The organism is Natronomonas aquatica, from assembly GCF_024449025.1.
GTDB lineage: Archaea > Halobacteriota > Halobacteria > Halobacteriales > Haloarculaceae > Natronomonas > Natronomonas aquatica.
Genome location: NZ_JAHLKM010000008.1, coordinates 51,266 through 75,795, shown reverse-complemented (window position 1 = coordinate 75,795; position 24,530 = coordinate 51,266). Strand labels below are relative to the sequence as shown.

Below are 24,530 nucleotides of genomic sequence, written 5' to 3'. Positions count from 1 at the left end.
AACATAAATCGGTTACGGTGTACGCCAAAGCGACTTCGGTAACGGTAAAGAGTTTCTCCCGTCCGAAAAATTATTGTTATATAACTACTAACAGTTACCTGATTACCGAACCGTAATCGATATCTAATGCATCACACGATCGGAACTCCCCCATCGACGAGCCGAAGTATCCCCGCCGAGGAACCATCCGTCGCGGTCGGTGGTGAGCGTCGATGACCGGCCGGGAGCGGGTTTCGGACCGTCCGCCGGACGAACGGGAGATGGATCCGGACGGGACGACACGGGACGTCTGTCCGGAGTGCGACGGCGACGTCGTCGGCGGCGACCGCGAGGAGCGCGTCTGTACGGAGTGTGGGCTCGTCGTCGACGGCCAGCAGATCGACGCCGGCCCCGAGTGGCGCGCGTTCGACGCCGCCGAACGCGACCGGAAGTCCAGAGTCGGCGCCCCGACGACGAACACCATCCACGACAAGGGGCTCTCGACGACGATCGGGTTCGACGCGACCGACGCCTACGGCAACGCCCTCGGAGGACGGAAACGCAGACAGCTCCGGCGGCTGCGGACCTGGAACCGCCGGAGCCGAACGGAGGACGCCCAGGATCGAAACCTCAGACACGCCCTCGGAGAGATCGACCGGATGGCGTCGGCACTGGGGCTGCCCGAACCGGTCAGAGAGACCGCAAGCGCCATCTACCGGCGGGCGCTTTCGGCGGATCTCCTGCGGGGCCGATCGATCGAGGGGATGGCGAGCGCGGCGCTGTACGCCGCCTCCCGGCTGGAGCGCGTCTCCCGATCGGTCGACGAGGTGACGCGGGTCAGTCGGGTCGAACGCCTCGAGATCGAACGCGCCCATCGGTATCTGGCCCGGGAACTCGAACTCGAGATCCCGCCGGCCCACCCGGGCGAGTACATCGGCCGGTTCGCCTCCGAGCTCGACTGTCCGGAGTCGACCGAACGGCTCGCTCGCGACCTCATCGAGACGGTCGTCGAGGCGGGCATCCACAGCGGCAAGAGCCCGGTCGGGATCGCCGCGAGCGCGCTCTACGCGGCCGGGCGGCTGCGCGACGACGGGCTGACGCAGGCGGACGTCTCGGAGGCGGCCGACGTCAGCAAGGTGACGATCCGGAACCGCTACCGGGAGGTGCTCTCGGTCGCGGAGATCGAGTGAGACGGGCGGAAACGACCCGGCGAGTCAATCGAGCCACTCGGGGAAACTCCCCTCGATGAGCGTCCCCGACTGGGCGTCGATGTAGTCGGCCTGCATCCCCCAGATCGCCTGTCCGAACGGCTCGCCGTCCTCCATCCGCGCTTTCACGCGGTCGTGTTTCCAGCGCGCCGGCGTCATCCGCCGGTCGACACGCTCTCTGAGCGGCTGGATGTAGCGGTTGGCCTCGGCGGCGTCGAGTCCCCGCAACTCGAGGCCGTCGCGGGCGAGTTCGAACAGTTCGGCGTAGATCTCCTCGGTGTCGGTCGTTTCGGTCCCGTCGGCGGTCACCCACGTCAGATCGGCCTCGAGCCCGTCGCGGACGGCCCGATAGAAGTTCGCCTCGGCACGCTCCCAGGGCTGATCGAAGACGGGGTGTTCGCGGCGGGGGAGACTCTCGAGCAGGCCGGCGAAGACGGCCAAAAGCGCGACGGTGCCCCGGACGGTCGGCTGGCCGGGCAGCGGCCGGAACTCGATGCGGGCGTTCGCGCTCTTGCGTGTCGATCCGTCGAAGACGGGGCGGACCCACCGCCAGAAGCTCCCGTGTGTGTGTCTGAAGTGGGCGAACTCGTCGTCGAAGCGGCCCTTCGGATCCAGATCGGCCGGCACGACCGTCGCGTCCTCGGCGATCCGGTCGATCGCCTCCTCGACGCTGTCGATGTCCTCGGGGAACGTCACCTTCTCGGCGTCGGTTGGATTCAGCACCGACTCGAAGACGGGGACCCGGTTTTCCATCCAGCACTCTTCGAGGACCGTCTCGCCGTCCTCGTCGTACAGATCCGGCGGGAAAAAGGGGGAGTTGACCGCGACGGCCAGGAGTGGCCCGGCGATCCGGAGCGCATACCGGAAGTTCTCCGGCAGGTCGCCGGCGTGGGCGACCTGATAGTGTGGCTGGATCGAAGTGATGAGACTCTCCGGCATCACGGTATCGGCCGAAAGCGAGACGTGTGGCGCCTCGAGTTGGAGTTCGGCGGCGTAGTCGGTGTTGGCCATCGCGTGATACCGAACCGCCCGCGACATGTTGGTCGCCATCCGGACCCCCTCCTCCTCGATGCTGTCGGTGAGATACTCGGAGGCCGTCTCGCCGATCGGCGGGACCGTCCAGAGGCCGTCGCTGACAAGCGCCATCCCCTCCCGGTTGACCTCGGTCCTGGCCGCATCGAGTTTCGCCTGTACCTCCGCCTCCTGTGCGCGGAGGCCGTACCGGGACAGCGGCTGGGGCGTCGTCGAGAGTTCGGCGTTGTGGAGCCCGAGTTCCTTCTCGAAGCCGATGTACTCCAACAGTCGGCGCGGCACCCGCATGAGAGCGTCCGTCTCGGCGTCGACGGCATAGAACTCGTACTCGAGGCCGACGATCGCCTGCGGGTTATCGAAGATCCCGTCGGCGACCGCCTCGCACAGCGCCTCGGCCTCGGCGTCGACCTTGGCTTCGAACGCATCGGGGTCGACGTCGAGTGCCTCCTTGATTTCGGCCGCGAGTTCCGAGGCTGACATACCGGCCTCTGTGAGCGGGAGGGATTTGAAACGTGTGGCTCGCCGGCGCGATCTACTCGAGCGCCTCGGCGAGCAGTTCGATCGGCGTCGGCGGCTCCTCGCTTTCGCCCTCGCGGTTGTGCAGTTGCGTCCGACACGACGCCCCGGGCGCGACGACGCGGTCGGGGTCGCTGTCGTCGATCTGACCGTAGAGGATCTCCGCGATCGCGTCGCTCATCGAGGCGTGTTCGGCCTCGTAGCCGAAGGAACCCGCCATCCCGCAACACCCCGAATCCAGCGGCTCGACCGCGTACCCGGCCCGACGGAGAACGCCGACGGCGTGGTGGTCCTTCTTCGTCGCTTTCTGGTGGCAGTGACCGTGATAAGCGAACGGCTCGTCGTCGGAGGAAAACGAAAGCCCCCTGTCGAGTCCGAAGGTATCGAGATACTCACAGACACCGTAGGTGTTGGCCGCGACCCGCTCGGTGACCGAATCGGGGTACAGATCGAGGTAATCCGACTGGAACATGACGGCGTCGGAGGGTTCGATCACGACCACGTCGTAGCCATCCTCGACGAGCGGGCCGAGGGCGTCGAGGTTCTCCCTGGCGGCCTCCCGGGCGGTATCGAGCATTCCCTTCGAGAAGGCCGGGCGGCCGGTGTCGCCGATCCCGTCGGGGACCGTCACCGCGACACCCGCCGCCTCAAGCACCTCGACGGCGGCCTTCGCCGCGTCCCGGTTGGTGTAGTTCGTGATCGTGTCGGGATACAGCACCGCTCGCCGGAGCGGCCCCTCGTCGGTGGCCGAACTCGCCCGCTCTGTCGAGGCGACCGCCCCGCCGCGATCCTCGAACCACTCGGCGAACGTCGTCCGGTGGAACCGCGGGAGCGGCCGCTCGGCGTCGATCCCGAGCGTCCGTTCGAGCAGCCACCGCGCGCCCGGCAGTTCCGAGGCGACGTTCGAAAGCGGCGCAGTCGCGCTCCCGAGGCGGGCGAGGAACTCGAAGTTCGCAAAGAGCCGATCGCGAAACGGCGCCCCCTCGCGCTCGTGGTGTTCGTGGGTCACCTCGGCTTTCAGTTTCGCCATGTCGACGCCGCTCGGACAATCGATCTTACAGCCCTTACAGCCGATACAGAGGTCGAGCACCTCCTCTCTGAACTCGGTCGTGAGCGCCTCCTCGGGGTCCAGTTGACCGCTCATCGCCTCCCGGAGGGCGTTGGCCCGGCCGCGGGTGCTCGTGATCTCCTCCTCGCTCGCCCGGTAGGTCGGACACATCACGCCGCCAGTCGTCTCCTGTGGCCCCCGACAGCCCCCACAGCCGTGACAGAGTTCGACCATCCCCTGCATCCCGTTTTCGTTGTCCCACTCGAGTGTGGACTCGAAGCCGGCTTCGAACCGGTATTCGGGATCGAACCGGAGGTTCTCGGTCATGTCGGTTGGGTTCTCCGCCCGGAAGACGACCTGTCCGGGGTTCAAAAGCCAGTCGGGATCGAACGCCGTTTTGAGTTGCTTGAACGTCTCCCAGAGTTCGTCGCCGTAGAGTTTGTGGTTCCACTGGGTGCGGGCACGGCCATCGCCGTGCTCGCCCGACACCGAGCCGTCGTATTTCACGACGAGATCGGTCACCGCGTCCGCGATCGACTCCATCGTCTCGACACCCTCGACGGACTTGGTGTTGATGAGCGGCCGGATGTGTAACACTCCCGGCCCGGCGTGGGCGTAGAAACTGGCGTAGGTGTCGTGAGACTCGAGGATCTCCTTGAAATCGGCGACGAACTCCGGGAGGTTTGCCGGCGGGATCGCGGTGTCCTCGATGAACGAGCCGTGTTTCTCGTCGGTCGTCCGGCTGAGCAGGATCGGGAGCCCGGACTTGCGGAGCTTCCAGATCTTCTTCCGGCTCTCCTCGTCGTAGGCCTCGATGGCGTCGAAGGCGTAGGTTCCGACGTCGGCGTTCGCCTCGGGGACCGTCCCGTCGGGGTCGGCCTCCGGATCGTACTCGGGCAGCCGGTCGTCGAGCAGCGTGGCGACACTCTCTTTGGCCTCGGCGTTGCTGTCGGCGTAGAACTCCACGATGAGCACCGCTCCCGTCCCCTCGGGAAGTATCTCGGTGACGGGTTCGAACTCCGGGGTGTCACGGGCCAGATCGAGGAGGACGTCGTCCATCACTTCCGTCGCGGCCGGGCCGTGCTCGACGATCGGGGCGACATCGCGCATCGCGGCGTCGAGGGATTCGTAGGCCAAAAGCGTCATGCCCTTCGTCTCGGGGATCGGCTCCAGCGACACCGTCGCCTCGGTGACGACGGCCAGCGTCCCCTCGCTGCCGCAAAGCAACTTCGCGACGTTTACCGTCCCGCCCTCGGCGTCGGGTTCGCCGATGCCCCGTTCGGCCCCGCGTACGTCCTCTAAGAGCCAATCGAGGTTATACCCCGAGACGTTCCGTTTCAGATCGGGGTACCGGTCCTCGATCAGATCGCCCTCCTCGTCGATGACCCGGGCGATCTCGGCGTAGATCGCCGCCTCGAGACCCTCGCCCTCGGCCAGTTCCGGCAGCTCCTCCAGTGGGACTTCCCCGAAGGTCGTCACGGTCCCGTCGGCCAGAACCGCCTCGACCGATTCGACGTAGGCGTCGGTCTTGCCGTACTGCAGCGAGTGGGCGCCCGTCGAGTTGTTGCCGATCGCGCCGCCGAGGGCGCTTTTGTCCCCCCAGGCCGGATCGGGCGCGAACTTCAGGCCGTGGGGTTTGACCGTCTCGTTGAGCGTGCCGAGATAGATCCCGGGCTGGGCCGTCGCCGTTCCGGCGTCGGGGTCGACCCCCACGAGGTCGTCCATGTGTCGGGTGAAATCGAGGACGACCGCCTCGTTGACCGTCTGTCCGGCGAGGCTGGTACCGCCGCCCCGGGGGAGGACCGGAACGCCGCGTTCGGCGCAAAAAGAGATCGTCGCGGCGACGTCGTCGGTCGATTCCGGGAAGACGACGCCGATCGGCGTCATCTCGTAGATGCTGGCGTCGGTCGCGTACATCGACCGCGAGTACGAGTCGAACCGAACGTCGCCGTCGACGACCGCCTCGAGGCCCGATAGCAGGTCGGGTCGCTCGACCGCGTCGTTCCGATAGTCGTATCCGGCCCTGGCGTCTGCCGCCGGATCCCCTCCAGTGGTCGGCACACCGTGTTTCGACATGGCTAAAGAAACGGCGGGCGGGGTAATCAGGGTGACGACAACTCGATCGTGGCCTCTTCGATCGCTTCGGTCGTCACTTCGTAGACGGTCCCGCCGACCTCGTAGTAGCCGTCGGGGGACCCGAACACGGGATTGATACCGGTGTACTCCTCGATCCGGACGGTTTCGGCGTCGAACTCGATCGCCAGCGCGACGGCGTCCCGGAGTTGGTCGTTCCGGAGGACCTGTTCGGCGATCAGCCGCGTCATTTCCCCATCGGTCGGGAGATCCCCGTCCGAGCCGGCGTCTCCGATCCGACGGAGTTCGTACGCGGCGAGTTGGCCCGTCTCGGGATCGCCCCGGTCGGATTCGGCGAGGAGGGTATCGCCCTCCCGGCGCGTCCCGACAATCGCGTTCGTCGGCGTGATCGACAGCGCGGGCGCGTCGACGTCGAACGTCGCGCCGAAGGCGTACGTTCCGTCGTCGTAGCCGCCCTCGAACCAGCCCCGGGCGCGGAAAGCGTACTGTCCCCCGCCCAGCGCCTCCAGCGAGAGGTCCTCGGTCCCGGTCTCGCCGCTTCGGTCGACCGGCTCGCTCGCATCGACCGCGTCATCGGCGACGGCCAGCCGCCAGGTGTGCGTTCCGCCAGGATCGATCGCCATCAGCGGCTCCGGATACTCCTGTGGCGCGATGTGGAACCACTCGCCGTCGACGCGCTTGTCGAGCCGCCAGTTGTGAACCCACCCCGAGGTCAAGCCTCGGGGCTTCCTGCTTCTACGACGCGCTTTGCAGGAACCGAGAGGGTTCCCGTAGGGAGCGCAGTCTGCACAGGCGTTGATTCGGAGCGTCCCGCCCCTAGCTGTGAGCGACCACGAGAAAGGATGTTCTTCGCCGCGTTCAGGTCCCTGTCCTCAGTATGACCGCACGCTGGACAGGAATGTTCTCGAATCCAGAGTGGTTTCGACGTTTCCACACCGCACTCCGAACACTCTTTGGTCGTTCCTGCTGGTTCGACTCGAACGACCTGAGTGCCATGCAGGTCGGCTTTGTACTCCAAGAGGTCCAGAAACCGCGACCATGCGGCGTCCTGTTTGTTCTTGGCGTTCTGGCTGGTTTCCAGCATCGGCTTCACGTCCAAATCCTCGACTGCCACCAAGTCGTACTCCCGAACCAGCCACGTCGTGAGTTTGTGCTGGTAGTCCAGCACTTCCCGCTTGATTTGCCGCTTCGCCGTGGCGACCTTCTGCCGTTGTTTCTCCCAGTTGGTCGACCCGTGTTCTTTCCGATCGAGTTTCCGTTGTTCGCGCCCGTAGCGGTCATACTCGTCGGACAGGTCGAGCATATCCACCGCCGTATCGTCGCTGGTGTGGATGTACGAGAGAATCCCGAGGTCCACGCCCACGCAGTCGGCAGAGTCGAGCGTATCTGGACTGGGTTTTTCCGGAAGGTCCTCGTCCGGGCGTTCCGTGACGAGACACACGAACCAGTCGCCGGTTCGCTCCTTCTTCAACACGACGCGCTTGATGTTCTCGGTCGCGGGAAGCTCCCGGTGCGCTCGAATCGGGATGTAGCCGATTTTTGAGAGTCGAAGTGTTGCGTATCCGTCTTGACCCGTGGTGTGATTCACGTCGAAGCCTTCAGACTGATACGCGACTGACCGACGTTCGCCGCTTCCCTGCCACTTCAATCGCCCTGTCTTGTGGCCGTTCTCCCGCCGCCCCTTCTGCGTCTCGACGTTCTTGTGTATCTCCGAAACGGTCTGTTGAGCGGCGTGTGCCGAGACTTCCGAAAAGAGCGGCCACTGCTGTTTCCAGTCGGTGAGTTTGCGGTGCTGGTCGTAGGCGCTTGGCCGGTTTCCGTAGTCGTAGGAGTAGTAGTCGCGGATGGCGTGGTTCCGTATCTGCCGATGGATTTCGATGTGACGCCACGTGGTTCGAAAGAGCGAAGCTCTTTCGTCATCACGAAACGGCGAAGCCGTTTCGAACGACTTCGCTGGCAGTTTCCTCGTCGGGATATGCACGACAGCGAAGCGTTACATCCATCTGAGTTAGTCCAGTCGTTCGACAGTGAGTTTGATTCGGTCGCCCGGTTCAATACCGAGCGGTTCGCGCACATCTTCGGGAATCGTGACCTGTCCCCGGTCACGGACAGTCGGGTAACATTCCATTTCTGTCTGGCCCATACGCACTCATTCAGATTCGATCGAAGTAAACATTTCGATACCGTGGGCCAGTGGGCCGGGAGAGACATCCCGGCGGCTGGTCGGCCACTGTCGGCTTCACCCCCGGGGTCAAGCCCCGAGGCACTCGCCTCGTACCGCCTGTAGAAGTTCGTCGCGAACCGCCGTTCGGACCGGTTGGCGAACTCGAAAGCGATCGCTGCCCCGCGTTCGGCCGTCTCCGCCCCGGGTTCGAGGACCAGTTCGAACGCCCCGATGTCACGCTCGTGGGCGACGATCGCGTCGTAACAGATGACGTGATCGTCCGGGTACGCCGGACACTCGCCGGCGAGATCAGCCGAGGCGATCAGGGGGATCTCGTCCTCGCCGGTCGAGCCGTCTCCGGTCGAGCCGTCGGACGTGTTCGGGTCGTCAGTCGAGTTCCCGTTCGGGTCGTCAGTCGAGTCGTCTGTCGTGTCGTCGTTTCCGTCGCCATCGGGACAGCCCGCGAGGGCTGCGCTGCCGACGGCGACGAGGAGGGCTCGGCGTCGCATACGATCGGAATAGCCCCCGCCGGCGGTATATGTCTTCAGATTCACGCGGGGACGAGACTGTAGGCGTGGCCGGGTTCGTGGAGCTGGAAGGGATCGTCGCTCCAGTACCCCGAGATGTCGCCCCGCTCGGCGAAGAAGATCCGATCGCCGTCGTCGTGGGGGACGGCCGCGCTGGTGACGTGACCGACGCCCTCGATGCGCCAACGCACTTTGCCGGTGGCCTTGTCCAGAGCGTACAGGTGCGTGTCGTAGGAGCCGACCAGCACGGTCTCTCGGGTGACCGTGAGCGACCCGAGGACGGTCCCGCCGACGTGGGTCGACCACAGCTCCTCGCCGGTTTCGGTGTCCAGCGCGTGAACGTACCGGTCGTCGCCGCCGACGTAGACGATCCCGGTGTCGGGGTCGATCGCGGGGTTGGACATGATGATCCGGTCGGTCTCGAAGCGCCACTCCTCGGTGCCGTCCGCCAGATCGAGCCGGTAGAAGTTGCCGTCCCACGAGCCGACGAAGGCGCCGCCCTCGTAGGTCGGGATCGTCCCCTTGATCTCGGCGCCGGTCTGGAACTCCCAGGCCGGTTCCAGCGAGGGGAACTCCCAGCAGTAACACACCCCGTCGTTCGAGCCGATCAGCATCCGTTCGGTCGCGGGATCGATCGCCGGCGAAGGGTGGGGCATTCCCCACAGGCGGCTGTCGTTCCACAGCGGTTTGCCGGTCGTCGCGTCCAGGGCCCACATCGTCCCCGAGGGCTCCTGCCAGGGGTAGTTGTACTCGGCGACCACGTAGATGACGCCGTCCCAGTAGGCCGGGCTCGAGCCGATCGCGATCGCCCCGTGGAGCCGCCAGTTCGAGGTCTTCCAGACGCGACGGCCCGTCTCGACGTCGTAGGCGTACATCGAGCCGTCGTAGCCGCCGATGTAGGCCGTCCCGTCGACGACAAGCGGCGTCCCGTGGAAGCCGAGGCTTCTCGATGCGCCCGTCTCGACGGTCCATCGCTTCTCGCCGTCGGGGGTCACCGCGTGCAGTTTGCCCGTATCGGAGGGGATCAACACCGTCTCGCCGTCAGGGGTCGGCCGGGGGCTCGATTTGGCGGCGGTGTGGCCGATCCCGTTGACCGGCATCGACCACTCGATCTCGACGGCGTCTGGAACGACCGCGTCGGGGTAGTATCCGAGCCGACGCAGCCCGCGTCTGAACATCGTGATCCCGTCGTCGTCCGGGTACGTCTCGTCGTACGGGAGGATCTCGGGGTCGAAATCGGCCCCCGATCGGTCGTACTCACCCCGGAGTCGATGCCACCCGATCGCGCCGAGCGACGCCGCGCCGAACCCCGCGAGGAGGCGGCGACGGGAGACGCCCCGTCGGTCCGATCCGTCTGCCATTACCCGAGGCGAGAGCCGCCGACGGTATAGGCGTCCCGGTCGCCGCAGAGCGCGGGTCGTGTCCTACAGATTCAGCTCCGGCGTGTCGAAGGCACCCTCGTTGGCTTCGGGATCGTAGTTCTTGATCGCGCTCATGACGAGTTCGAGCGTTCCCGCCGGGCTCCACCGCGCCGTGTTGATCGCGAGATCGTAAAACGAGCGGTTGCTCAGGTCGACCCCGTAGTAGGCGGCGTAGCGCTTCTCCTCGATGACCTCCCGGACCCGCATCTCCGCGGAGACCTCCTCGCGGTCGGCCGTGCGCTCGACCCGGACCTCCTCGGGGGCGTCAAGCCAGATCCGCAGATCGGCGTGGCCCGCCGCGAGATAGCCGGCCAGCCGCGATTCGAGGAGGAACGCCTTCTCGGCCTCGCCCCACTTCTCGGCGATGCCCCGGAGGCGCCGATCGAGTTCGCGGTCGAGTTCGGCGTCGCTGCTGGCCTCGGCGGTGAGCTGTGAGAGGCTCATCCCGCGTTCCTCGGCGATCTCGCGGAAGACCTCGCCGCCGGAGACGTAGCCACAATCGAGCCGCTCGGAGAGCGCCTCACACAGCGTCGTCACGCCACAGCCCGGCGGTCCCGAGACGGTGAGAAAAAGATCGGTATCGATGCGTTCGGCGTCGCGTCCGTCGTCCGACATGCCCCGAGGTTCGGAGGGCGCTCGAATAAACCCCGTCATCGGGGGGCGCTCGAACGAACCTCGCCATCCGGTGTGCGAAGAGCAGCCACGCTCGCTCCGATGATCTACGTTTATCTGTTTCCGGATCCCCCCTCCATCTACGATGACAGATTCCGGGCTGATACACCCGTCACCCGAGACGGCACTCCCCAACCCCGCCGACGCCGACAACGTCGTCTATCAACCATCGCCCGACCAACTCCGAGCGTTCTCCCGGAACCTCGAAACCGGAACCGAATTCGGCGCCCCGGCCTACGTGAGCCAACAGCGCTCCCGATGTGCCGACAAAACCAAAAACGCCCTCGACGACCCCTTCGACGCACCCGATTACGCCCACATCGATACCGCGCTCGAAGCCGCCCGCGAACGCGAAATGATCTGTCTCGACCGCCGAATCGGACGCCACCCCGAGCACGCCTCCGTCGGCCGCTACTACGTCCCCAAACCCTACGCCCGCATCGCACTCACCGTCACGAAACTCTTCGAACCCGCCGACGACGACGACGCCGAACCCGAATTCCTCACCGTCCAACTCCCCGACTACGACGAAACCGCCATCCGCATCCTCCCCGATACGGGCGTCACCGCCGTCCTCGGCAGCGACTACTCCGGCGAAGCCAAAAAGTCGTTCCTCCGACTCTTCATGCGCCGCGCCAAAGAACACGGCGGCCTCGGCCTCCACGCCGGCAGCAAACGAGTGAGATTGAAAAACGACGCAGGCGACCTCGAGGACGTCGGCCAACTGTTCCTCGGACTGTCCGCGACCGGCAAATCCACCCTGACCGCCCACGGACTGTGGCTCGACGAGCCCGAAACCGCGACGATGCTCCAAGACGACGTCTGTGGCCTCCTCCCCGACGGCACCGTCGCCGGCAGCGAAGCCAACGGCCTCTACATCAAAACACACGGCCTCGACCCAAACGAACAACCCGAAATGTACGCCGCCGCAACACACGAGTCGGCCGTCCTGGAAAACGTCGCCGTCGACGAGGACGGCACCGTCGCGTTCGACAGCGACCGATACACCGCCAACGGCCGGGCAGCGATCCGCCGCGAACACCTCGATTCCGCCGGCGAGGAGATCGACCTCGGATCCGTCGACCAGGTCTTTTTCATCACGCGCAACCCCGTGATGCCGCCCGTCGCCAAACTCTCGCCCGGAGAAGCCGCCGCCGCGTTCATGCTCGGCGAATCCATCCAGACCAGCGCCGGCGACCCCTCGAAAGCCGGCGAATCGATCCGTGTCGTCGGCACCAACCCCTTCATCATCGGCCCCGAGGGCGAGGAAGGCAACCGGTTCCGCCAACTCATCACCGACCTCGACCTCGAGTGCTTCCTCCTCAACACGGGATGTCTCGGCGACGACGCCAAAGACATCGGCGTCGAAGAGTCGGTGACACTTTTGCGCGAAATCGCCCGCGGAACCGTCGAGTGGACTGACAACGACGCGATCGGACTCACCGTCCCTCAGACCGTCCCCGGCATGGACATCGAGCAGTTCAGAGTCCCAGATCACGTCGACGACTACGAACAAAAGCTCCAGCGCCTGCGCGCCGAACGACGCGAATATCTCAACGCATTCGAACAACTCGACAAAGATATCCGAAACGCCGTCTACTGAAAGCTCCGGTCGGACGGCGGGCACGGGAGCGGATTAGCGACGCTCGTTCTCCTCGATACCCGAGACAACCCTGCTCGACGATACGGCGGACGACCCGGGAGACCACTCGGTGATACCACCCAGTAGAAAATTTTAAGCCCGGGTGCGGTGACCCACGGGCATGAGCGGAGACACGTCCACGGGCGTCGCGTCGGTTTCGCGGGGACGGCTCGGAGAGTACGTCGCCGAGATGGGGCCTTCGTGGATCGCGGGCGCCATCGCCGCGGGGCCGGCGTCGATGGCCACCCTCGTGACGGCGGGGGCGACGTTCGGCTACGCGTTGCTTTGGGTGGTGGTGCTCTCGGCGCTCTCGGGGGCGCTCGCCCAGTATCTCGCGATGCGGCTCGGGCTGTTGACCGAGACCGGGATCGTCGACGCCGTCGAGACCCACCTGGGCGAGGGGTGGGCCTGGGTTCTGGTCTCCGATGCGGTGCTGGCGGCGGGGCTGGCACAGCTCGTCATCATGAAGACGCTCGCCGACGTGAGCGAGACCGTCACGGGCGTCGACGCCCGGATCTGGGGCGTCGCGTGGGCCCTCGTGCTCGCGGTCGGGCTCGCCGGGCGGGGGTACCGGTTCCTGGAGATCGTCGCGAAACTGCTCGTCACCGCCGTCGTGGTCGCGTTTCTGGCCTCGCTCGTCGTGGTTCCAGTCGACGTCGGGAGCGCGGCCGGCGGGGTCGTCCCGGGGTTCCCCGGCGGGCTGGACAGCGCCCTCGTGGCGGCGGGGATCCTCGGCGGCGCGGTCCATATCACCCTGATCACGATGCACTCCTACACGATGCGGGCGCGGGGCTGGACGGCCCGCGATTACGGCCTCGCGAGTTTCGACGTCGGGTCCTCGATGCTCGTCGCCTTCGGGATCTACAGCCTCGCAGTCTTTCTGGTCGCGGCGAGCGTCCTCCATACCCCGGAGGTCGCCGCCGGGGAGCTCACAGCCATCTCGGCGTCGCAGGCGCTCGGGCCGCTCGTCGGGCCGAGCGCCGAGTGGCTGTTCCTGCTCGGGTTGTGGGCCGCGGCCGTCTCGACGCTGGGCGGGAACACGATCGTGCCGCCGTATCTCGTCGCGGACAAACTCGGCTGGGGCACGGACGTCTCCGACTCGCGGTACCGGGGGCTGTTGGTCGCCGTCGCGCTGATCTCGGCCGCCGGGGCGTTCATCGGCGGCGCGTTCTTCCCGCTTTTGGTGCTCGTACTCGCCTTCGGCCTCGTGGGGACGCCCTTCGCGCTTCTGGTGGTGCTGTACCTGTTGAACTCCGAGGCCGTCCCCGAGCGGAACTCGCGGCTCGCGAACGTCGGCGGGGTCACGCTCGTCGGCATCACCGCGGTACTCGCCGGGAACTTCATCCGCGAGCAGATCGCCTCCGGGCTCGGCGGCCTCTCGGGGTTCGTCGTGGCCTTCGCGGGCGTGATGGTGCTTGCGATGGTCGGCCTCGGCGGGAAGTTCCTGCGCTCTCGATACGCATGAGCGACGGTGATTCGGCCGCGAAGGCGGCCGAACGGGTCGGGAACGTTAACTCCGGCGGCACGAAGGGGCGAGCATGAGCGAAGGGACGGCGCTCCTCACCGGCGGTTCGGGATCGATCGGACGAGCGATCGCCGCGGAATTATCGAGGGACGGACTGGACGTCGCAGTCGGGTACCACAGCGACGAGTCGGGTGCGAGGGCGGCCGCAGAGACGGTCGAATCAAACGGGGGCAGGGCGGCGATACTGCAGGGCGACGTGGGCGATCCGGACGACGCGCGGGAACTCGTCGACGGCGCCCGCGAGTTGGGGCCGCTGTCGGTGCTCGTCAACGCCGCGGGCGTCGCCGATCCGGGGCCGCTCGAGTCGGCGCCCGAACGGATCGGCTGAGTGCTCTCGGTCAACGTCGAGGGAGCGATCAACAACGCGGCGGCGGCCGTCGATCCGCTCAGGGAGACGGAGGGAGCGATCGTCAACGTCGCGAGCGTCGCGGCCGAGATCGGGAGCGTCGACGTCACGTACGCGGCGTCGAAGGCGGGAATACTCGGCGTGACGCGGTCGCTGGCGCGCGAACTCGGCGACGACGACGTTACTGTCAACGCCGTCTGTCCCGGCGCGACCCGTGGGCCCCGCATCGAGGACGTCATCGAAAACCAGGCCGAACAGCGGGGGATCAGCTACGAGGCGGCGAAACGGAAGGTCTTCACCGACGACACCGCGCTCGATCGGCTGACCGAACCCGAGGACGTCGCCGAGACGGTCGCCTACCTGGCCAGCGAACGCGCCCGGAACGTGACGGCCCAGGACATCAACGTTGACGCCGGTACCGTCTGGTATTGAGGGGAACAATCGAACCGCTGTCGGGCGGTCCGCCGCCGATCCGACGCGGGATCAGCGGATGACGGTGACCGGCACCGGGATCCGGTCGACGACGCGTTCGGCGACGCTTCCGACGAAGAACCGCTCGATGAGGTCCTGGCTGTGGCTCCCGATGACGACGTGATCGATCCCGTGTTCGGTGACGTACTCGAGGATCTCCTTCGAGGGGCGGCCCTTCCGTATGGCCGTCGAGAGCTGGACGTCGTGCTCGTCGGTGAACTCCTCGGCGTCTTCGAGGATCCGCTCTCCCTCTGTCTCGCGCTGTTCGTAAATGTCCCCGAGTTTGACCCCCACGTACTGCTCGGGCTGGTGGGCGACGGTCGTGTCAACGATGAAAAGCGCCGTGATCTCCGCCTCGGGAAACCGCTCACAGGCGAACGCGAGGGCGTCCGTCGAGAGCTTCGACCCGTCGTAGGGAACCAGTACAGCGGCCATAGCGACGGTTTTGTCGCCCCTTTATTTAAAATCACCCAGGTGAATTTAAATGATATCGTGATAATTACCCGCGTATGTCCGAATTCGGTGCGTTGTCGCTCTTGCCACCGCTCTTGGCGATCGCGCTCGCCATCGTTACCCGGAAAGCAGTGCTGTCGCTGTTCCTCGGTATCTGGTCCGGGGCCGTCATCCTCACGGGCGGGGTCGGTCTGGGACAGACCTTCGGTTGGATCGCCTCGGCGATCGGGGAGAGCGTCTTCCACGCTCAGATCATCATCTTCACGCTGCTTTTGGGGTCGGCGGTGGCGATGATGTGGCGGCTCGGGGGATCACACGCCGTCCGGGCCTGGGCGGCCGAACGGGTCGATACCAAGCGTAAAGCCGGCCTCTCGGCGTGGCTTCTGGGTATCGTGCTGTTTTTCGATGACTACGCCAACACGGCCGTCGTCGGGAGCACGATGAAGGACATCTCGGACAACCTGAACATCTCTCGGGAGAAGCTCTCGTATCTCGTCGACTCGACGGCGGCACCGGTCGCGACGCTCGCCATCTCCTCGTGGGTCGCCTTCCAGCTATCGATGATCGAGTCGGGGTACGAGGCGACGGATCTGGCCGCAAGCGAGATTCCCGATTCCTTCACGGTGTTCCTGGAATCCATCCCCTACAACATGTACGCGATCTTGGCCATCGCGATGGTCGGCATCATCGTCCTCACCGGCCGGGATTACGGGGAGATGCTCGCCGCCGAGCACCGGGCCGCCGAGACCGGGAAGGTGACGCGCGACGACGCCCGCCCGATGCAGGACGTCGAGGCCGAACTCGGCGAGCCGAACGTCGACGATGCCCGGCTGATCTCGTTCATCCTGCCCATCGTCGTCCTCATCGGGGTCACCATCGGATCGGCGCTGTACACCGGCTACGAACCCGGCGCGTCGCTGTACGACGTGGTGGCCGGAGCCGACTACGCCCTGGCGCTCATCTTCGGATCGTTCGCCATGGTGGCGACCACCTACGCCCTCGGCTACGTCTACAGCATCCTGTCGCTGAGCGAAAGCGTCGACACGACCATCGACGGCTTCGGGATCATGCTGACCGCGGTGACCATCCTGGTGCTCGCGTGGGGCATCGGCAACGTCGTTTCGCCGGTCGAGGAGGGCGGCCTCGGGACGGGGGCCTACGTCGCCGATTTCGTCGAGGCGTTCCTCTCCCCCGAGGTCCTGCCAGTCGTCGTGCTGTTTACCGCCGCCTTCATCGCCTTCTCGACCGGGAGCTCCTGGGGAACGATGGGGATCGTGACGCCGGTCGCCGTGCCCGTCGCCTGGAACCTCACCGGCAGCCACACCATGGTCGCGGTCATGGTCGGGATGGTGTTCTCGGGGTCGATTTTCGGCGACCACGCCTCGCCCATCTCCGATACCACTGTCCTGTCGTCGACCTTCACCGGGGCCGACCTCATCGATCACGTCCGGACCCAGTTCTACTACGCGTTCACGGTCGTCCTGGTGGCCGCCGGGCTGATGTTGGTGTGGGGCTTTACCCGTATCACGCCGTTCGTCCTGCTGCCGGTCGGCGTCCTCGCGCTCGTCGGCATCGTCTACGGGCTCTCGGAGTTCGACGCCCGGCGGCGCGACGTCGAACCCAAGGCGACACAGGGGTCCCCGGAAGTGGTACCCGGCGACGACTGAGACGGACTGGTGTGAGTTACTGGGTATCGTCGATCGTGTCGAGCCGGTGGCTTCGAGGGTTCGGTATCGAAAAATATAGTCCATCCTGGCGGTGAAATTCCGATGTTTGAATCTCGAGACGGTACGCGCTAGAAAACCGAAAGATTCCCTGTTCATTCGAAGTTACTCGCGGCGGCCTTCGCAGTCTGTGATAACAGCATCAAGTTCATCCGTCGGCCGCCTCCACGACCGGGCCGGGAGTCCAGTCAGTCGTCCGCGGGCGCCTCTACGTCCAGTTCGTCCAGCAGCGTCCGGGCGGCCTGCGCGGAGGAGCCCGGCCCGCGAGCAGTTATGAGATCGCCGTCCACGGTGACGCTGGTGTCGGCGTCGAGTTCGGCGTCCCAGTCGGCATCCGCCGCCCGTACCTCGTCTTCGACCCAGTACGGCAGTTTGCGTCCGTCCGGCATGAGGTCGTCCTCGTCGACGATTCCCTCCTCCCACTCGTTTGGGAACCCCGTGACGGCTCGACCCTCGACCAAGAATCCCCCGTCGTCGCGGGTGAACGCCAGGAGGCCGACGGCGTGACAGACGACCAGCGCCTTCCCTTCGGTTCCAGCGACGGCGTTCCGGAGTAGGCGCCGGGCGTGACTATCCTGGTTGACGTCCCATTCGGTGCCGTGGCCGCCGGGGAAGACAATCGCATCGTAGTCTACCGCCGTCGCCTTCGCCAGCCGCACCGGGTCGTTCAGTTCCGGGTGGTTCTCCTGTACCTCGCGGACCTGATTGGCGGTTTCTTCGCCGACGTTGTCGGGATCGACCGACCGTTCGTCGACGACCGGCGGCTCGCCGGTCGGCGTTGCGACCGTCACGTCGAGGTCGTGCTCCTCGAGCGTGGTCAGTGGCTCGATGCATTCTTCGCCCCAGTACCCATGCTCGCTGACAACGAACAGTGTGCTCGTCATACCGATCTAATGTCCCCTAGCGGCAAAAGCCCATCCCAGGACGGGCACGAGCGCTGGCGGTCGAGGCCGTCTACGGCACGAGACGACGGCGGTTGCTGTAAGGATTCGAACGCCCAAAGTAATAGTCCATCCTGGATTCGAACCAGGGTCGTCAGCCCCAGAAGCTGACAGGATTGGCCGCTACCCCAATGGACTGCACTCGGAACCAAGTAAGTGGGAAACTAAACGCTATCGGTTTTTCTCCTGGCGTGGTGTTCTACGCGATGACAATTCGCACAGAGCAACACACAGTTGTCGATCTCCCGGCGGATATCGTCGAGCGATCGCCTCTCGGATAGCATCCTTGCGATCCCCACCGTTTTCTCTCCCTCGTGATGAAAATCGAGACAGGCAGGATCAGAGGCATCACATCGCGCACATCCATCGCTGTGGTATTTGTACGCCGTAACCCACGCCCGACGCTGTTTGCGAATCCGGGTATCCGACGTATTCCGTATCGTCGCCTCAATGCGCTCCGGATCCTTGGGCGTCACCGGTTTCGATATCTCATCGTGTTCTTTCCGGTGGCAATTCGCACAGAGGACAGTACATCGTTCGATCTCGGCTCTGATACGACGTTTTGAATAACCGTGGTTGACCATCTGAGAGACACCGGCGACCTTTGACTCTGGGTGATGAAAGTCGATTGCCGCCGAACGACCTTCGGCACATCGTTCGCAAGCGTACTGTTTACGTTTCAATTGAGAGAACCACTCCCGGAGTTGCTTCCGGCGACACTCCTTCGTCTCGATTCGGTCCTGCTTGTTTTTGTAGTACCACCGTTGTTGTGCCGTGAGATCGGCCCAGTCCTCGTTATCGGGGATAGTGACCGACTCGGGTTTTGGCTGAACATCTATTCCACCGTTTTCGTCCTGGGTATATGTTCGAAGTCCAGCCCGCCCTTTCGCCTCATTCCAACTCCCGAGAATTCGACAGATGGTCGTCGATGCCGGCGTCAATCCAAGCTCATCATACTGTTTCTTGGTCGGCGATTCGCCGAGCCGCTCGGCCGCCTCCCGGAGCGCATCGAGACACTCCGCCTCCGTCGTCGTCGCCATATTTTCGTCTCGTTCGTTACAATATAAAAAGCCAGCCACGAGGCGAAACTGAAGAGGAGTCTCCGTCGCCGGCGAACCGACACCGACATACTCCCGTCGCCACCACGAACGCGTATGTACGTCGGACGGTTCATCGTCGTCGCGCCGGATCGGGCTGGCTATCGGGTCTCCTCGCGGTCGTTTCCGAACCGGAAGGTAATCGAACGCGACGGGACGCTCACGGTCGTCCCGACAGCGGAGGCCCCGGAGACGGACAACCCATACATCTCGTATAACTGCCTGCGGACGACCGAAGACGACGAGTTTGCGGTGATCGGCAACGGGACGCAGGTCGACCCGATCACCGAGAAACTCGAGTCCGGATATCCGCCCCGGGACGCCCTGGCGGAGTCGTTGCTCGCCCTGGATTACGAGAAGGACGACTACGACACCCCCCGGATCGCCGGCGTCGTCGGCGAGGAGAGCTACGTCGGGATCGTCCGGCGGGACGCGCTTCTCGTCGAGGCACTCGGGGAGCCGACGCTCGTCGCCACCTACGAGAAGGACAGCCCCGAGGCGACGACGCTCGAAGCGACCGAACCGGACGCGATGGCCCGGGAACTCTACGAACGGGGTTTCGAACACCCGGTCTGTGGGGCCGCCGTCGCCCGGACCGAGGGAGCGTTCCGGACGGGTATGTATAACGGCGAGTGAGCGGGCGGTCAGTCCGCCCCGGTCAGCAGTAACAGTGCGTACTCGCCGCGGACGGCCCCCTCGTCGTGGTATTTTACGGGCTCTTCGATCAGCGCCCGGCGGCCGTCCTCGAGGGCCGCTGCCGTGAGGACGCCGTCGGTGGGGCCGCTCTCGAGGAGCCCCTCGGAGACCTCGAAGAAACGAAAGCCGTGGACGCCCGGATCGCGATCCCGGAAGTGCTGGGCGACGGGCGCGAGCAGCCGATCGCCGTCGGTCGCGATTTCGTGGCAGAACCCACCCACGTCGGCGTGCCAGCACCGTTCACCGTCGGGCGTGTAGCCGAACGCCGACTGTTCGTTCGGGTGTCGTTCGTCGGTTTCGCGGCCCTCCCTCGGAAAGGAGTTGCCGGTCAGAAAGACGACGCCGGATCCGTCGGCGTGGACGTGGTTCGGGTACGTGTACACCTCGTCGCCCTCCGGCCGCGGCGTGCCGAGATCGACCCGCCAGCGGACGTCCCCAGCGGCGAGCCGATAGCCGCAGTAGTCGGCGTGGCTCGTCACGACGAGGTCACCGCCGGCCGCCGCGACGTCGCCGACCCGGCGGGTCGCGCTCCGGTCGGGATCCCACGTCCATCGCGTTGCACCGTCGCCATCGAGGACGACGAGCCCGTCGTCGTGGGCCCCCGGACAGCGGTTGTACGCGACCGCGACGCCGCCGTCGAACGGCGCGAGCGCGATCGGCGAGGCGTCGGCGTCGTAGCGCCACCGAACCGACCCGTCGGGCGCGAGCGCGTACACCGAACTCTCGAAGTGCCGCTCCCCATCGCGGCGTTCATAACGTCTGGCAGCGACGTAGGCCGTGTCTGTCGAGACGGCGGCGTCGACGACCATCGGCAGGAAAAACCGCGTCTCTTTGGTCGGCTCGCCGAGAACGTCGGCGGCGTCGTGTCGCCACCGCTCGTTGCCGTCTACGAGCAGGCGAATTCCGCCCCGGGCCGATCGTTCGCCGATCAGCACGCCCCCCTCGAAGGGGACGAGCGTGATCGCGCTTCCGGACCCCTCGAAGGACCACCGCCGGGTCCCGTCGGGATCGAACGCCTCGACGGTGCCGGAGGCGAGCCCGACGACAGGTCCCGCTTCGGTCAGCGTCACGCCCGACCGACGGCCGGCCTGCCGGGAGCCGCAGGGGTCGACGTCACCGAGATCGATCCGACGGCCAGTGGGGGACGATCCCGGGGGACGGGGCGTGTCACTCATCGACGGGGAACGTCTCGTGGAGCGTGTGGTGGCTGTCGCCGAGGTCTTCCAGGAACGCCCCGCCGTGGTCCAAAAGACGGTCGAGCGCGCCGGCTGCGTCCCTGACGGCGACCACCCGCCCCCGGAGGTAGTCGTACTCGGGATCGGCCTCATCGGTCGCCGCGACCTCCGATTCGAGTTCGACAAGGGCGGTATCGAGGTGTCGTCGACAGGCGGCGAGGCTGTCGGCGTCGGCGAGCGCGGCGATGTGCGGTTCGGGGCTCTCGCCGAGTTCCTCGCGGGCGTGTTTCCGTGTGGCGTCGTCGCCGACGCCGAGGCTGTTCATCAGGCCGAGTCGGAGCGCTTCGATTTCGTGACAGGTCATAACTAAAGGGTTTGATCGACGAGATCGGAGACGATTCCGTCGTGGTCGATAGCGGCCGCCAGCCGGTCGGCGTCGTCCGGTTCGACGGAGCCGTACCAGACGCCGTCGGGGTAGACGGCGACGTTCGGCCCCTCGCCGCAGCGATCCAGACACGACGAGCGGGTGATCCGGGCGTCGACGTCCAGCCCGTCGACCGCCTGGCGGAGCCGTTCTAACACCTGGACGGCACCCTGGCCGGCACAGGTCCGGTTCGTGCAGACGGCGACGTGTTTGTCCGGCGCGTCGTGGGCGTGGGGGTCCTCGCCGACGTCGGAGCGGTCCTCGTGGGCCGCCCGGTGAGTCATCGCGCGCAGCATGGCCCGCGCGCCGCCGGCGTCGGCCTCGAAGCCGTCCATCTCGACTTTGTACTTGCAGGTGTCACACGACATCGAGACGTCGCCGCTGCGGGCCTCCTCGAAGCGGTCGGCGAGCACCTCCAGCAGGCGCTCGTCGGTGCCGAGCGGGTCGCCACAGCCGGCGACGGCGTAGGGATACTCGTCGTCGAACTCGGCGGTCCGCTCGCGGATCCGGCCGGTCAACACCCCGTCGCCGAGCATGTAGGGTACGACGACGACGGCGTCGGGGCGCCGTTTCGAGACGGTATGGAGGGCGTCCTCGAGGAGCGGTTCGGTCACACCGATGAACGCGGCCTCGACGTCGGCGAAATCGCGGCCCTCATAGAGCAGACGCGCCAGTTTGTGGACGTCGCCGTTCGAGTCCGGATCGGAGGAACCGCGGGCACAGAGGACGACCAGCACGTCGTCTTCGGTTCGATCGACGCCGAGGTCGTCCTCGACTTCGGCGACCCGATCGTCGAGCAGCTCGACGATCGCCGGATGGACGCCGAGGTGCCGGCCGCTGTGGACGGCGATATCGTGTTCGGCCCGCGCCTCGTTGACCACCAGCGGGACGTCCGCCTTGACGTGGCTGGCGGCGAAAAGCGACAGCGGGACGACGGTGACGTCCGAGACCGAGGGCGCAAGCGAGGCGATCGCCTCGGCGATCGAGGGCTCTTCGAGTTCGATAAAGCCCGCGTTCGTCGGCAGACCCAGCCGCCCCTCGAGTCCGGCGGCCAGTTCGCGGACCTGTTCGTTCGATCTCTCCCGCCGGGAGCCGTGGCCGGCCAACACGACGGCTTCGCTGTCTAACATTAGTACGCAGTCGCCTCCTCGATGCTCCGCCGTAGCTTCCGGCGCCGGCTCGGCGCGAGAAGCCCCGTCGTTTCGCTGTTCTCATAGAGCCACCGGCCGACTGCCGGCGCGGCGTCGTCGTCGATCCCGAACCAGTACCCGCCCGAGGAGGTCTCGGAGATCCCGCCGTACGGCGCCCCGATGTCGGCCTTATCGAGCAGCGACTGGACCCGCTCGAGGAGCTTCCGGTCGTCGTGAACGAAGGAGATCCCGACGGTCCCCGCGGAGGACTTGAAACAGACGGTGCCACAGCCCTCGAGCAGGCCGCGGAGGAGTTGGCGGTCGTGATCGGCGAGCGCGTCGAGTCGGTACCCGCCCGACGCTCCCGAAAGCGGCAGCCCGAAGGCCGCGGCGGCGCGGTCGCCGACGGCGCCGTGGAGTTGGACCGTGTAGCTGTCCTCGCTGCGGGTGATCGAGGTGTCGTGGGCGTACTCTCGTTCGATAGTATCGTGATCGACGGCGTCGGCCCCGGCGATCGCCGCGAGCCGGTCGGCGGCCACCTCGTCGGTCGTCCGCACGGTGACGCCCGCCGTCGTCACCTCGCCGTCACCGATGACTCGACCCCAGAAGTACGCCGTCTCGGGGTGGGCATCGAGCAGGTCGCTCGGCGCATCGAAATCGAGTCGGTCGGCCTCGGCGCTCGTCTCGTCCGAGGAGCCACCGGGCTCGTTTTCCAGACTCACGCTTCGGGCACCTCCCGAACCGCGATCGCGTCAGTCGGACAGGCCGCCGCGGCGTCCTCGGCGTCTGAGAGCCGGTCGTCGTCGAACGTCGCGGTCAGTTCGTCGCCGTTCCGCTCGCTGTCCGGCAGCGTTACCAACCCGTCTTCGGACTCCTCGAACCGATCGTCCCGGACGAGACAGGCGAAGATCCCGTCGCAGGCCGCCAGGTCGACCGTGATTTCGTATTCTGTCATGTCAGTAGTCGTATTTCGTCTCGTAGCCACGGGGCGTCACCATCCGGTCTTCGAAGACGTAGGTGTCCTCGTTGCCGACGATGATCGTCGTCGTCATGTCGATGATGTCCTCCTCGCCCAGTTCGGGCAGCGTTTCGAGATCGGTAAGCATCGTCTCCTCGTCGTCGCGGGAGGCGCCGTGAACGATCCCGACCGGCGTGTCGGGGTCGCGATGCTCGAGCAGGATCTCACAGCAGGTCTGGAAGTTTTCCCGCCGCTTGCGGCTCCAGGGGTTATAAATCGCGATCGTAAAGCCCTCGCCGGCGACGGCTTCGAGCCGCGATTCGATCTCCGCCATCGGCGTGAGGTGATCGGACAGCGACACCGAGACGGTGTCGTTCACGAGCGGGGCGCCGAGGCGGGCGCCACACGACTGTGCGGCCGGGACGCCGGGGACGACCTCGAAGTCGACCGCGTCGGCGCTGCCGCCCTTCGATTCGAGGATCTCGAGCGCCAGTCCCGACAGCGCATAGACGTTCGGGTCGCCCGAGCCGATGATCGCGACGTCGTTGCCGGCCAGCGTCCGGTCGATCGCCTCCTCGGTCCGGGAGACCTCCCCGCACATCGGCGTCGAGTAGATGTCCTCGGCATCGTCGGTGATCTCGTCCGGAAGCAGGTCGACGTAGGTCCGGTAGCCGACGATGTGTTCGGCATCGGCGAGTGCGGCCTTCGCCCGGGCCGTCATGCCCTCTGGCTGTCCCGGACCGAGCCCGACAGTGATCAGTTTCCCGGGATCGGCTTTGAAATCGTCGGCGCTCGCGCCGACCTCTTCCTCGTCGTCACTCGAGGCACCACACCCCGAACTCGATTCCGAGGACGAAGACGCGCCGCATTTGCTCGTCGAGTCGCTCTCAGTCGTCGTCGCGCCGCCGCATTTCGAACTCGAATCAGTTTCCGTCGTCGATGCCTCCGCCGTCTCTGTGGTGTCGTCGGTGCTCATTATCAGAAGTCCTCCACCTCGCGGCCGCCGCGCGGCGTCACGAGGTAGTGCTCGTAGTCGTTTTCCCATTCGTGGCTCTCTGCGGTCCCGACGAGGATCGAGGTGCCCATGCCGCCGACTTCGTCGGCGTGTTCCTCGGTCTCGCCGAGCGTCGTGATCGTGTGGGTCTCGTCCTCGAGGTTGCGTCCGGCCGCGCCGCGGCCGGCGTCGTTGAAGATGGCGACCGGCACGTCGTCGGATCGCTCCTCGCGGATCACGTCGATCGCCCGCTCGTGGTCGCGCCAGCAGTTATAAAGGACGATGACGAACCC

Annotated in this window: 22 protein-coding genes, 1 tRNA gene and 2 pseudogenes; 7 read left to right on the top strand and 18 right to left on the bottom strand. The window is 66.0% G+C overall.

The genetic code is table 11. The features are described from left to right. The first annotated feature begins 212 nt into the window (after positions 1-212). The gene (locus tag KM295_RS08470) at positions 213-1,169 is read left to right on the top strand and encodes a transcription initiation factor IIB (protein WP_418904771.1); all 957 of its coding nucleotides are present in this window, start codon (positions 213-215) and stop codon (positions 1,167-1,169) included. Between the two features lie 24 nt (positions 1,170-1,193). Here KM295_RS08470 and KM295_RS08465 read toward each other — a convergent pair whose 3' ends face one another. Genes KM295_RS08465 through KM295_RS08445 form a run of 5 tightly spaced genes read right to left on the bottom strand, consistent with a single transcriptional unit; the run spans position 1,194 to position 8,020 of the window. Further along, positions 1,194-2,699: a glutamate-cysteine ligase family protein gene (locus tag KM295_RS08465; RefSeq protein WP_256029511.1), complete on the bottom strand. Its 1,506-nt coding sequence runs from the start codon at positions 2,697-2,699 to the stop codon at positions 1,194-1,196. A gap of 52 nt (positions 2,700-2,751) precedes the next feature. Further along, positions 2,752-5,859, bottom strand: a complete 3,108-nt coding sequence (locus tag KM295_RS08460) for an FAD-binding and (Fe-S)-binding domain-containing protein (RefSeq protein WP_256029510.1) — start codon at positions 5,857-5,859, stop codon at positions 2,752-2,754. Positions 5,860-5,885: 26 nt separating this feature from the next. After that, the gene (locus tag KM295_RS08455) at positions 5,886-6,593 is read right to left on the bottom strand and encodes a hypothetical protein (RefSeq protein WP_256029509.1); all 708 of its coding nucleotides are present in this window, start codon (positions 6,591-6,593) and stop codon (positions 5,886-5,888) included. Beyond that, complete coding sequence (locus KM295_RS08450) at positions 6,590-7,858, bottom strand: RNA-guided endonuclease InsQ/TnpB family protein (protein WP_256029508.1); 1,269 nt, start codon at positions 7,856-7,858, stop codon at positions 6,590-6,592. Before KM295_RS08450 ends, KM295_RS08455 begins: the two co-directional genes overlap by 4 nt. Positions 7,859-7,885: 27 nt before the next feature. Next, complete coding sequence (locus KM295_RS08445; RefSeq protein WP_004059453.1) at positions 7,886-8,020, bottom strand: AbrB/MazE/SpoVT family DNA-binding domain-containing protein; 135 nt, start codon at positions 8,018-8,020, stop codon at positions 7,886-7,888. Between the two features lie 50 nt (positions 8,021-8,070). Between KM295_RS08445 and KM295_RS08440 the strand changes: the two genes are divergently transcribed. After that, a complete protein-coding gene (locus KM295_RS08440; RefSeq protein WP_256029507.1) occupies positions 8,071-8,613 on the top strand; it encodes a hypothetical protein in 543 nt (180 codons plus the stop codon). Here KM295_RS08440 and KM295_RS08435 read toward each other — a convergent pair. Continuing rightward, complete coding sequence (locus KM295_RS08435) at positions 8,592-9,929, bottom strand: outer membrane protein assembly factor BamB family protein (protein WP_256029506.1); 1,338 nt, start codon at positions 9,927-9,929, stop codon at positions 8,592-8,594. The genes KM295_RS08440 and KM295_RS08435 overlap by 22 nt on opposite strands. A 63-nt stretch (positions 9,930-9,992) precedes the next feature. Further along, entirely contained in the window at positions 9,993-10,604 is a 612-nt protein-coding gene (gene cmk, locus KM295_RS08430; protein ID WP_256029505.1) for a (d)CMP kinase, read from the bottom strand. A 142-nt stretch (positions 10,605-10,746) separates the two neighbouring features. Here cmk and KM295_RS08425 point away from each other — a divergent pair, with 142 nt between their 5' ends. The 3 genes and pseudogenes from KM295_RS08425 to KM295_RS08415 all read left to right on the top strand — a co-directional run bounded on the left by KM295_RS08425 (position 10,747) and on the right by KM295_RS08415 (position 14,606). After that, positions 10,747-12,264, top strand: a complete 1,518-nt coding sequence (locus tag KM295_RS08425) for a phosphoenolpyruvate carboxykinase (ATP) (RefSeq protein WP_256029504.1) — start codon at positions 10,747-10,749, stop codon at positions 12,262-12,264. Between the two features lie 160 nt (positions 12,265-12,424). After that, positions 12,425-13,768, top strand: a complete 1,344-nt coding sequence (locus tag KM295_RS08420) for an NRAMP family divalent metal transporter (protein ID WP_256029503.1) — start codon at positions 12,425-12,427, stop codon at positions 13,766-13,768. A gap of 73 nt (positions 13,769-13,841) precedes the next feature. After that, positions 13,842-14,606, top strand: a pseudogene (locus KM295_RS08415) (SDR family NAD(P)-dependent oxidoreductase). A 51-nt stretch (positions 14,607-14,657) separates the two neighbouring features. Here KM295_RS08415 and KM295_RS08410 read toward each other — a convergent pair. Beyond that, entirely contained in the window at positions 14,658-15,080 is a 423-nt protein-coding gene (locus KM295_RS08410) for a universal stress protein (protein ID WP_256029502.1), read from the bottom strand. A 74-nt stretch (positions 15,081-15,154) separates the two neighbouring features. Here KM295_RS08410 and KM295_RS08405 point away from each other — a divergent pair, with 74 nt between their 5' ends. After that, positions 15,155-16,765 (top strand): Na+/H+ antiporter NhaC family protein, encoded by a 1,611-nt coding sequence (locus KM295_RS08405; protein ID WP_256029501.1) that lies wholly within the window; start codon positions 15,155-15,157, stop codon positions 16,763-16,765. 245 nt (positions 16,766-17,010) lie between these two features. Here KM295_RS08405 and KM295_RS08400 read toward each other — a convergent pair whose 3' ends face one another. From KM295_RS08400 to KM295_RS08390, 3 genes are all read right to left on the bottom strand, one after another. Continuing rightward, a complete protein-coding gene (locus KM295_RS08400) occupies positions 17,011-17,706 on the bottom strand; it encodes a DJ-1/PfpI family protein (protein WP_256029500.1) in 696 nt (231 codons plus the stop codon). Between the two features lie 122 nt (positions 17,707-17,828). Continuing rightward, a tRNA-Gln gene (locus tag KM295_RS08395) sits at positions 17,829-17,901 on the bottom strand. A 26-nt stretch (positions 17,902-17,927) separates the two neighbouring features. Further along, positions 17,928-18,803 carry a homing endonuclease associated repeat-containing protein gene (locus KM295_RS08390; protein ID WP_256029499.1) on the bottom strand — a complete coding sequence of 292 codons (876 nt, stop codon included), beginning with the start codon at positions 18,801-18,803 and terminating at the stop codon, positions 17,928-17,930. 114 nt (positions 18,804-18,917) lie between these two features. Here KM295_RS08390 and KM295_RS08385 point away from each other — a divergent pair, with 114 nt between their 5' ends. Continuing rightward, positions 18,918-19,496, top strand: a complete 579-nt coding sequence (locus KM295_RS08385) for an IMP cyclohydrolase (protein ID WP_256029498.1) — start codon at positions 18,918-18,920, stop codon at positions 19,494-19,496. 8 nt (positions 19,497-19,504) lie between these two features. Here KM295_RS08385 and KM295_RS08380 read toward each other — a convergent pair whose 3' ends face one another. From KM295_RS08380 to KM295_RS08350, 7 genes and pseudogenes are all read right to left on the bottom strand, one after another. Then, entirely contained in the window at positions 19,505-20,731 is a 1,227-nt protein-coding gene (locus KM295_RS08380) for an outer membrane protein assembly factor BamB family protein (protein WP_256029497.1), read from the bottom strand. After that, complete coding sequence (locus KM295_RS08375) at positions 20,724-21,095, bottom strand: DUF3209 family protein (RefSeq protein ID WP_256029496.1); 372 nt, start codon at positions 21,093-21,095, stop codon at positions 20,724-20,726. Before KM295_RS08375 ends, KM295_RS08380 begins: the two co-directional genes overlap by 8 nt. 2 nt (positions 21,096-21,097) lie before the next feature. Next, on the bottom strand, positions 21,098-22,285 hold the full coding sequence (locus tag KM295_RS08370) for a CbiX/SirB N-terminal domain-containing protein (RefSeq protein WP_256029495.1): 1,188 nt from the start codon (positions 22,283-22,285) through the stop codon (positions 21,098-21,100). Next, entirely contained in the window at positions 22,285-22,923 is a 639-nt protein-coding gene (locus KM295_RS08365; protein ID WP_256029534.1) for a cobalamin biosynthesis protein, read from the bottom strand. Before KM295_RS08365 ends, KM295_RS08370 begins: the two co-directional genes overlap by 1 nt. Positions 22,924-23,003: 80 nt before the next feature. Beyond that, positions 23,004-23,240: a ferredoxin gene (locus tag KM295_RS08360; protein ID WP_256029494.1), complete on the bottom strand. Its 237-nt coding sequence runs from the start codon at positions 23,238-23,240 to the stop codon at positions 23,004-23,006. Position 23,241: 1 nt separating this feature from the next. Then, complete coding sequence (gene cobJ / locus KM295_RS08355) at positions 23,242-24,219, bottom strand: precorrin-3B C(17)-methyltransferase (protein WP_256029493.1); 978 nt, start codon at positions 24,217-24,219, stop codon at positions 23,242-23,244. 2 nt (positions 24,220-24,221) lie between these two features. After that, a pseudogene (locus tag KM295_RS08350) lies at positions 24,222-24,530 on the bottom strand (precorrin-3B C(17)-methyltransferase); the annotation flags it as partial.

Coding starts and splice junctions, on each gene's coding strand:
- KM295_RS08405 (WP_256029501.1), top strand. CDS start 15,155: ATGTCCGAATTCGGTGCGTTGTCGCTCTTGCCACCGCTCTTGGCGATC.
- KM295_RS08410 (WP_256029502.1), bottom strand. CDS start 15,080: ATGGCCGCTGTACTGGTTCCCTACGACGGGTCGAAGCTCTCGACGGAC.
- KM295_RS08385 (WP_256029498.1), top strand. CDS start 18,918: ATGTACGTCGGACGGTTCATCGTCGTCGCGCCGGATCGGGCTGGCTAT.
- KM295_RS08435 (WP_256029506.1), bottom strand. CDS start 9,929: ATGGCAGACGGATCGGACCGACGGGGCGTCTCCCGTCGCCGCCTCCTC.
- KM295_RS08390 (WP_256029499.1), bottom strand. CDS start 18,803: ATGGCGACGACGACGGAGGCGGAGTGTCTCGATGCGCTCCGGGAGGCG.
- cmk (WP_256029505.1), bottom strand. CDS start 10,604: ATGTCGGACGACGGACGCGACGCCGAACGCATCGATACCGATCTTTTT.
- KM295_RS08470 (WP_418904771.1), top strand. CDS start 213: ATGACCGGCCGGGAGCGGGTTTCGGACCGTCCGCCGGACGAACGGGAG.
- KM295_RS08465 (WP_256029511.1), bottom strand. CDS start 2,699: ATGTCAGCCTCGGAACTCGCGGCCGAAATCAAGGAGGCACTCGACGTC.
- KM295_RS08400 (WP_256029500.1), bottom strand. CDS start 17,706: ATGACGAGCACACTGTTCGTTGTCAGCGAGCATGGGTACTGGGGCGAA.
- KM295_RS08420 (WP_256029503.1), top strand. CDS start 12,425: ATGAGCGGAGACACGTCCACGGGCGTCGCGTCGGTTTCGCGGGGACGG.
- KM295_RS08445 (WP_004059453.1), bottom strand. CDS start 8,020: ATGGGCCAGACAGAAATGGAATGTTACCCGACTGTCCGTGACCGGGGA.
- KM295_RS08370 (WP_256029495.1), bottom strand. CDS start 22,285: ATGTTAGACAGCGAAGCCGTCGTGTTGGCCGGCCACGGCTCCCGGCGG.
- cobJ (WP_256029493.1), bottom strand. CDS start 24,219: ATGAGCACCGACGACACCACAGAGACGGCGGAGGCATCGACGACGGAA.
- KM295_RS08460 (WP_256029510.1), bottom strand. CDS start 5,859: ATGTCGAAACACGGTGTGCCGACCACTGGAGGGGATCCGGCGGCAGAC.
- KM295_RS08360 (WP_256029494.1), bottom strand. CDS start 23,240: ATGACAGAATACGAAATCACGGTCGACCTGGCGGCCTGCGACGGGATC.
- KM295_RS08425 (WP_256029504.1), top strand. CDS start 10,747: ATGACAGATTCCGGGCTGATACACCCGTCACCCGAGACGGCACTCCCC.
- KM295_RS08375 (WP_256029496.1), bottom strand. CDS start 21,095: ATGACCTGTCACGAAATCGAAGCGCTCCGACTCGGCCTGATGAACAGC.
- KM295_RS08380 (WP_256029497.1), bottom strand. CDS start 20,731: ATGAGTGACACGCCCCGTCCCCCGGGATCGTCCCCCACTGGCCGTCGG.